Raw genomic sequence first — 8919 nt, forward strand, 5'->3', positions numbered from 1 at the left:
AAAAAGTTGAAGCGATAGACGGTGTTGTATTTAAACAATTTAATTCGATTACTGATTTCCACTCAGTCATGTTTGATTTAGGGGTTATTCCTAAACGCCTGCGTTCAGCAAGTGATCGTGCTAAATTCTATCGTTTAATTGAAGCCTCTCTTTACGGTGGTATCTCAAGCGCTATTACCCGTTCTTTACGCGATTACTTACTGCCTGAAAATAGTGGCGTAAGAAAAGCATTCCAAGATATGGAAGGAGCATTGCGTGAAAATAGAATGACGCTAGAAGCAATTCGCGTCACGCAATCAGATAGAGATTTATTTAAGCATTTAATAACAGAAGCAACTTCTTATGTTGCTGCTGACTATATGCGTCATGCTAACGAACGACGCACGCATCTTGATGAAGCATTAGATGTTCGGCGTGAGCTATGGAGCCAGAGAAAATCGAGCAATAGTGAAGCTTATCGCTTTATTGAAATGGGTAAAGAGTTAGAAGAGCAACAAGCGCTATCGTCTGATCTTGAAGCTGATTACCAAGCTGCAAGTGATAGATTAAATCTGGTACAAAATGCAGTACGTCAGCAAGAAAAAATTGATCGTTATGTGGCTGATGTAGAAGAAATTACGTTCCGCTTAGAAGAACAAAGCGAAGTTGTAGAAGAAGCTGAATCTAAAAAAGAAGAATATGAAGCACGTGTTGGTGCTGCTGAAGATGAAGTTGATGAGCTGAAAAGCCAGCTTGCTGATTATCAACAAGCTTTAGATGTGCAACAAACGCGCGCAATACAATATCGCCAAGCGGTGCAAGCTTTAGAGCGTGCAAAAGCACAATGCAATATTGATGATTTAACGCAAAGTAACGCTGAGCAATGGGCTGAGCGCATTCAAAATAGAATTCAAACAATTACGCAATCATTGCTATCAATGGAGCAGAAACTTAATGTTTCTGATGCGGCGAAAACGCAATTTGATCATGCTTATAAACTGATAACCTCCATTGTGGGTGAAGTTGATCGTCAAAATGCGTGGAGTGCGGCTAAAAATGCATTGAAAGAGTGGTCTTCTCATCGATATCACGCGGATAGAGTACATCCGATCCGCATGCAATTGTCAGAGTTAGAGCAACGCTTACAACAAAAAACAAATGCTGAGCGTCAATTAGCTGAATTTAATAAACATCATGGCAAGCCTGTTGATGCTGATGATCTCTTTATCTTACAAGAAGAGCTAGAAGCGACAATTGAAGAATTAAGTGATTATGTCAATGAATCTGGTGAACAACGCATGCAAATGCGTCAAGAACTAGAGCAACTTAAACAGCAAATTGAAAAACTAAAGAAACGTGCACCGGCATGGCTTGCAGCACAAGATGCATTAACACAGTTATGTGAACAAACTCAGCAATCTTTTGAAACGGGTAATCAAGTAACTGAATATATGCAGCAGTTACTTGAAAAAGAGCGACAAGCTACCGTATTACGTGATGAAACGGCATCTCGTAAACAAGCAATTGAAATGCAAATTGAGCGATTAAGTCAACCTAGTGGTGCTGAAGATAGTCGTTTAATTACATTAGCTGAGCGTTTCAATGGTGTTTTATTATCAGAAATTTATGATGATATTACGCTAGATGATGCGCCTTATTTCTCAGCGTTATATGGACCAGCACGCCACGCGATTGTGGTACAAGATTTAGCGCAAGTACAAGAAAAACTTGAAACGTTAGAAGACTGCCCTGAAGATCTCTATTTTATTGAGGGTGATCCACAATCATTTGATGATAGTGTCTTTAATGCACAAGAAATGAATAAAGCTGTACTTATCAAAAGTTCAGATAGACAATGGCGTTATTCTCGTTATCCTGAAATACCCCTTTTTGGTCGCGCTGCGCGTGAAAACCAATTAGAAAGCTTGTCTCGTCAACGTGATGAACTTTCTGAACTTTATGCAACGCAAGCCTTTGATGTACAAAAAGTACAACGCTCTCATCATGCATTCAGTCAATTTATTGGTCAGCATATTTCAGTCGCATTTGAATCTGATCCTGAAGAAGATATTCGTCAATGCAATCAGCGTCGTAATGAATTAGAAAGAGCGTTAGCACAGTTTGAAGAAAGTACTCAACAGCAACGCCAGCACTATTCACAAGCGAAAGAATCATTAAATCTACTCAATAAAATTATTCCTCAAGCTAATTTATTGATGGATGAAACTTTAGTTGATCGCGTTGAAGAGTTGAGAGAAGAATTATACGTAGCTGAAGAATCACTGCGTTATATACAGCGACATGAAAAAGCATTAACAGCATTAGAGCCAATCGCATCTATTTTACAAAGTGATCCACAAGAACATAATCAGCTTAGCCAAGATTATGAAGAGGCAAAAGCTGAGCAACAACGTTATCAACAACAGGCGTTTTTGCTGGTGGAAGTGGTGCAACGTCGCGCTCACTTTAGTTATAGTGATGCGGTGGAAATTGTCAGTGAAAATAGTGATTTAAATGAAAAGTTACGTCACCGTTTAGAAATGGCAGAAACAGAGCGTAGCACAGCAAGAGAAGCATATCGCCAGCAACAAGCGCAATGTGAACAGTTTAATCAAGTATTTGCATCATTAAAAAGCTCGTTTGATACCAAATCTGAACTACTAAGAGAACTTGAGCAAGAAATGAAAGAAACGGGCATTCATATGGATGCAGGTGCTGAAATTCGTGCAAAAGAGTTACGCGATCAACGTTATGCAGAAGTGAGTACAAATCGAGCTCGTATTAGTCAGCTTGAAAGAGAAATCGCACTCAGTGAAGCTGAACGCGATAATATGACTAAAAAAATTCGCAAACTCGAACGTGACTATGGCCAACTTCGTGAGCATGTAGTGAGTGCAAAAGCGGGCTGGTGTGCTGTTATGCGACTAGTGAAAGAGAATGGCATGGAACGTCGCTTACATCGTCGAGACTTTGCTTATCTTTCTGCTGATGAATTGCGTTCAATGTCAGATAAAGCATTAGGTGCTTTACGCCAAGCGGTTGCTGATAATGAATACTTACGAGATGCGCTACGTCGTTCTGAAGATGCGAAATACCCAGATAGAAAAGTCCAATTCTTTATTGCCGTATATCAACACTTAAGAGAGCGTATTCGCCAAGATATTATTAAAACGGATGATCCTGTCGATGCAATTGAACAAATGGAAATTGAGCTTGCTCGATTAACAGAAGAGCTTACCTCTCGTGAGCAGAAACTCGCAATCAGTTCACGCAGTGTTGCTAATATCATTCGTAAAACGATTCAACGTGAACAAAATCGTATTCGTATGCTAAACCAAGGGTTACAAGCCGTATCATTTGGTCAAGTACGTGGTGTTCGATTAAATGTGAATATTCGAGAAAGTCATCAAGTATTACTTGATGTACTGTCAGAAGAAAATGAACAGTATCAAGATCTGTTTAAAAACCAGAATCTAACATTCTCTGAGGCTATGGCTAAACTTTACCAACGCTTAAACCCACAGGTTGATATTGGTCAGCGTATGCCACAAACTGTCGGTGAAGAATTACTTGATTACCGTAACTATCTTGAATTAGATGTTGAGGTTAATCGAGGACCAGAAGGATGGTTAAAAGCAGAAAGTGGAGCGCTATCAACAGGTGAAGCGATTGGTACTGGGATGTCTATTCTGGTCATGGTTGTTCAAAGTTGGGAAGAAGAATCACGTCGTTTAAGAGGTAAAGATATTTCACCTTGTCGTCTCCTTTTCTTAGATGAAGCCGCGCGTTTAGATGCAAAATCAATCGCAACCTTGTTTGAATTATGTGAACGCTTAGATATGCAGTTGATTATTGCAGCACCAGAAAATATTAGCCCAGAAAAAGGGACAACCTATAAATTAGTGCGTAAAGTTTTTAATGGTACTGAACACGTCCACGTTGTTGGTTTAAAAGGTTTTGGGCAAAAAGATGAAGAAGTAAGCGAAACGAGTGAGGCTGAAATAGCACAATAAATTGTTTTTTATTATCATCTTCTTTTTTGAATATAAAAACGCCATCTGTTTAAACAGGTGGCGTTTTTTTAAAAATGATAGCGAGATCAAATATTGAAATTAAATAATAACAAACTGAAATTTTAAAGTTTGTAACGTGCGCTATATCTCATTTAAATGTAATAGTGATGTTTATTATTATTAATCTCTGTGATTAATATAAAAATTAAAGGAAAGATAATGCGTAAAATTACGTTAGCTTTTAGTGCAATTGCATTAGCACTAAGTTTAAATGGGTCAGCAATCGCAAAAGTACATATGCCAGAAGTAGTGAACCCTGGTGTTACTGTTGCACAATTAGCACAACAACAACCGATTAAATGGGTTTCTGTTGCAGAAATTGAAAAAAGCCTAGAAGGCCAAGCACCAATGGCTGTTGGTTTCGATATTGATGATACTGTTCTTTTCTCAAGCCCAGGTTTCTATCGTGGAAAATTAGAATATTCTCCTAACGATTATAGCTATTTGAAAAATCCAGAATTCTGGGAAAAAATGAATAATGAATGGGATAAATTTAGTATGCCGAAACAAGTCGGTATAGATCTTGTTCAAATGCACTTAAAACGTGGTGATACCGTTTATTTTATTACAGGGCGCACTCAAACTAAAACTGAGACAGTAACAAAATATGTTCAAGAAGGATTAAAGATTCCTGCTGATAAAATGCAACCCGTTATTTTTGCCGGTGACCAACCTGGTGCAAATAACAAGGTGAGCTGGATGCGTGATCATAAACTAAAAATTTACTACGGTGATGCAGATGCTGATATCGCTGCTGCTGATGAATTAAATATCCGTGGTATTCGTATTCTACGCGCTGCCAACTCTTCTTACCAACCATTACCAAAAGCGGGCCAATTTGGTGAAGAAGTTGTGATTAATTCTGAATACTAAGCATTTTTGAACACTGGTTGCTCATCTAGGGCGTAGAATATTAACTCTACGCCTTTTTTATTTCTCTTTTACTAAATCTGCATGCTATAAACAAATTAATATCATTAAATTATACTTACTTATAATATTTATTCTTACCAATGTTGAAACATACCTATTTTTTCTTCTATTTTTATGATTTTTCTCGATAAAGTAATCAAAGTATTCTATAAAACATTATAAATATTAGTTTATTCCTATAAAAACTTTAGTCTGATTAATCTACAATTTTATAAGCAAAATAATAACAAGGAATTAGGGAATAGGATTTATGGCGCAACAACGATTTATGCAATTGAAAAGAGCAATTTGCTACTCAGTCACGATAGGTGCCTTTTTTACAGCAAGCCACGCTATTGCAACTGAAGGTGAAGCTGTGACTTTGTTAACACCAGAAACACCTACAGCAGTAATTACCCCTCAAATATCAGATGTGGGGAGTGCCACACCATTGTTGGCAGAGCAAGATGTTAAAGCAAAATTACAATCATGGTTACCTGTAGGCTATAAACCGCTTTATTTAAACCAGCTGGTAAAACTTTATCAAAATAATAATTTAGAGTTGCTCTGGCAAGATCAAAAAATAATTGAACAATTACAGCAACAGATTGCTGAGGTTGCGTTATCTGGTGTTCAGCCTCAATTTGGGCAGTGGTTAGAACAACTTGATACCACAGAGTTAACGCCAGAAGCGAGAGACGTTATCTTATCTGAAGCCTTTTTGGGATATTTGAGCTTTGTTGATCAAGTTAAAATATCAGGCACATCACTTCTTTATCATAGTGCAGTAAAAACGTTATCACCCCCTAGCGATAACTCATTGAATGATTTGCTGCAAAATCTTCAAAATAAAACACTAGGTAGTTTTGTTATCTCTTTTGTACCATCTCATCCTTATTATGTATTAATGAAAGATGAAATACATAAACAGCTAAGTGAAGAAGGCCAATGGCCTGAAATGAAAGGGACGACTTCATTAAAACCAAACCAGTCTTCTGATGAAGTGACTGCATTAAGAGAAATCTTGCGAAAATTAAAATTATTACCTGAACTTGCAGATAATGAGCAAGATATATCCTCAATAGTTTATGATGTATCGCTTGTAGATGCAGTTAAATCATTTCAAACAGCCCATGGATTAGATCCTGATGGTATTATTGGACGACAAACACGTAATTGGCTAAATAAAACACCAGCTCAACGTGCCAGTATTATGGCTTTAAATATTCAGCGATTACGCTTAACTCCCCCAATGGGAAATACAGGAATTTGGGTTAATATTCCAGATTACTCACTTTATTTTTACGCTAATAATGAGCTTATTCTTGATTCTAAAGTTATCGTGGGAAGACCAGACAGAAAAACACCCATTATGAGCAATGCGTTAAATAACGTTGTGGTTAATCCACCTTGGAATGTACCCACTAGTATGACAAGAAAAGATATTGTGCCTAAAGCTAAAGTTGATCCCAGTTACTTTAGTCGTAAAGGCTATACAATATATTCAGGATGGGGAAATGATGCGCAAGCAATTAATCCTTATGATATTGATTGGGAAAATATCAGTGCAGCTAATTTTCCATATCGAATTTGGCAGGCACCTGGACCAACTAACTCATTAGGGCGTTATAAGTTTAATATGCCAAATTCAGAAGCTATTTATTTACATGACACCCCAAATCATAATTTATTTTCGAAAAATATGAGAGCAATCAGTTCTGGGTGTATTCGTGTCAATAAAGCATCTCAGCTTGCTTCAATATTATTAGGTGATGCAGGTTGGAAACAAGATAGAATAGATGCAACATTACAACGCGGTACGACACAATATGCATCAATTCCTGAACGTATCCCAGTATATTTATATTATCAAACAGCCTGGGTTGCTCAAGAAGATGAGCCTCAATATCGTGCAGATATTTATAATTATGACCAAAGTATCGTTAATGCTGAAAATTATTTAAGTCATATAAAGAAATATCTGTAATAAAATAATAGTAGAATTAAAGAAAGGAGCCATAAATTTATGGCTCCTTTCTTTTTTTAAAATCAACAAGATAAAATATATTTTTAAAGTAATTATGGCTATTATATCAAATACTTCAAATGGTCAAAAAACATAAATTAATAAAAGTTAGCGCTTAATTTTCTATCCGTAATATTTTTATTAAAATATTAAAAAATGATAAATTAATATTAATAGGAATTTACAATTCTATACAAACAATAATAAACAATTAGAGAAAAATATTGTCATAATATTGGTTCCTTTTTCTGAAAATATTTTATTGAGTGTACATATCATGGATATAATTGATTCACACCGCCGCAAGTGGCTTGGCTTTGGTATGGTGGCAGTTGGTTTAGGTTTACTTCCTTCTCATGCATTTGCTTCATTAGCAACAGCGCGCCCTAAAATTCTCCGCTTTAATAATTTAAACACTGGTGAAACTATTAAATCTGAGTTTTTTGATGGAAAAAGCTATAATAAACAAGAACTCTCTCGCTTAAATCATCTTTTTAGAGATTTCCGTCAAAATAAAATAAAGAACATTGATCCTGCTTTATTTGATCAAATTTACTTATTACAAGTTATGCTTAATAACAATAAACCGGTTGAACTTATTTCAGGTTATCGCTCATTAGTGACAAATAATCATTTACGCCAACATAGTAGCGGTGTTGCTAAAAAGAGCTATCATACCCGTGGGCAAGCAATGGATTTTCGCCTAGCAGGTACTGATCTTTCTAAAGTTCGTCAAGTTGCGTTAAGAATGAAAGCCGGTGGTGTGGGGTATTATCCAAGAAGTAATTTTATCCATATTGATACAGGGCCTGTGCGCTCGTGGTAATCTATTAAGAAGTTTTATAATAGAGAAGGGAAGTGATTCATGAAGTACCACATTGTACCAGTGACAAATTATATGCAAAATTGCACCATTATTTGGTGTGATGAAACGAAGGAAGCCGCTATTGTTGATCCCGGTGGCGATGTTGAGCGTCTTATTGCAGAAATTGAACAACGCCAGCTGATACTGACTAAAGTCCTATTAACTCATGGTCATTTTGATCATGCCGCAGGTACCACTCAGATTGTTGATTATTTTCATGTGCCTGTTTATGGCCCTCATAAAGACGACAGCTTCTTATTAGAAGAATTAGAACAACAGTGTCGTATGTTTAATTTCCCTGAGGGTAAAAGCTTTACGCCAGATGTGTGGTTAAACGAAGGTGATACCGTGAATATAGGCGAAACTATTCAGTTTTCTATATTACATTGCCCAGGTCATACACCTGGACATATTATTTTTGTAAATCACCAAGATAAATTTATCTCAATGGGCGATGTATTATTTAAAGAAAGTATTGGTCGCACGGATTTTCCTCGTGGTAACCATGCTGATCTTATCGCATCAATTAAAAATAAAGTATTACCGTTAGGTGATGATTATATCTTTATTCCTGGCCATGGTCCTATGTCGAATATTGGTCATGAGCGTCGATATAATCCTTTCTTGCAAGATGAAATGCCAATTTGGTGATTTTATTTCTTAGTTAATATAGATAGTTCAAAGTTTATAGAAAGCCTTTTTAAAGGCTTTTTTTTTGAAATAAAATTCATTAAATTTTTTATAAATTATTGACGCTTTAATACTATATTAACTAAGGAAAAAAATATGAAAACGGATCTAACGTCACAAGATATAAAAGATATGTTTGGTAATTTCAGTAAGCTACCTTTTTTTAAAGACCCTTTAGGGATTCTAGCTATCGTTAATTATGATGAATTTTTGGGAACTAAAAGCAAAATAAAACAACCGGAATATGAAAGTCACATAATACAACCAGAAGCTGAAAATGAAATAATCCAACCGGAATATGAAAGTCAAATAATACAACCGGAAGCTGAAAATGAAATAACACAACCGGAATATGAAAGTCAAATAATACAACT

At 36.1% G+C, this 8919-nt stretch carries 6 protein-coding genes; all 6 read left to right on the forward strand.

Annotated elements, in window-relative coordinates; translation table 11 throughout:
* Nucleotides 1-3992: chromosome partition protein MukB (gene mukB / locus M983_RS14240; protein ID WP_066752314.1), on the forward strand; the 3992-nt coding region annotated here is incomplete at its 5' end.
* Nucleotides 3993-4211: 219 nt separating this feature from the next.
* Nucleotides 4212-4925 (forward strand): acid phosphatase AphA, encoded by a 714-nt coding sequence (aphA, locus tag M983_RS14245; protein ID WP_066752317.1) that lies wholly within the window; start codon nucleotides 4212-4214, stop codon nucleotides 4923-4925.
* Nucleotides 4926-5235: 310 nt separating this feature from the next.
* Entirely contained in the window at nucleotides 5236-6951 is a 1716-nt protein-coding gene (gene ldtD / locus M983_RS14250; protein ID WP_066752320.1) for a L,D-transpeptidase, read from the forward strand.
* 316 nt (nucleotides 6952-7267) lie between these two features.
* Complete coding sequence (gene mepK / locus M983_RS14255) at nucleotides 7268-7816, forward strand: peptidoglycan L,D-endopeptidase MepK (protein ID WP_066752323.1); 549 nt, start codon at nucleotides 7268-7270, stop codon at nucleotides 7814-7816.
* Nucleotides 7817-7855: 39 nt separating this feature from the next.
* Nucleotides 7856-8506: an MBL fold metallo-hydrolase gene (locus M983_RS14260; protein ID WP_066752325.1), complete on the forward strand. Its 651-nt coding sequence runs from the start codon at nucleotides 7856-7858 to the stop codon at nucleotides 8504-8506.
* Nucleotides 8507-8641: 135 nt separating this feature from the next.
* Nucleotides 8642-8919 (forward strand): hypothetical protein (locus M983_RS14265; RefSeq protein WP_157091972.1); only part of this gene is annotated, 278 nt, incomplete at its 3' end.

Source organism: Proteus myxofaciens ATCC 19692, assembly GCF_001654855.1.
Classification (GTDB): domain Bacteria; phylum Pseudomonadota; class Gammaproteobacteria; order Enterobacterales; family Enterobacteriaceae; genus Proteus; species Proteus myxofaciens.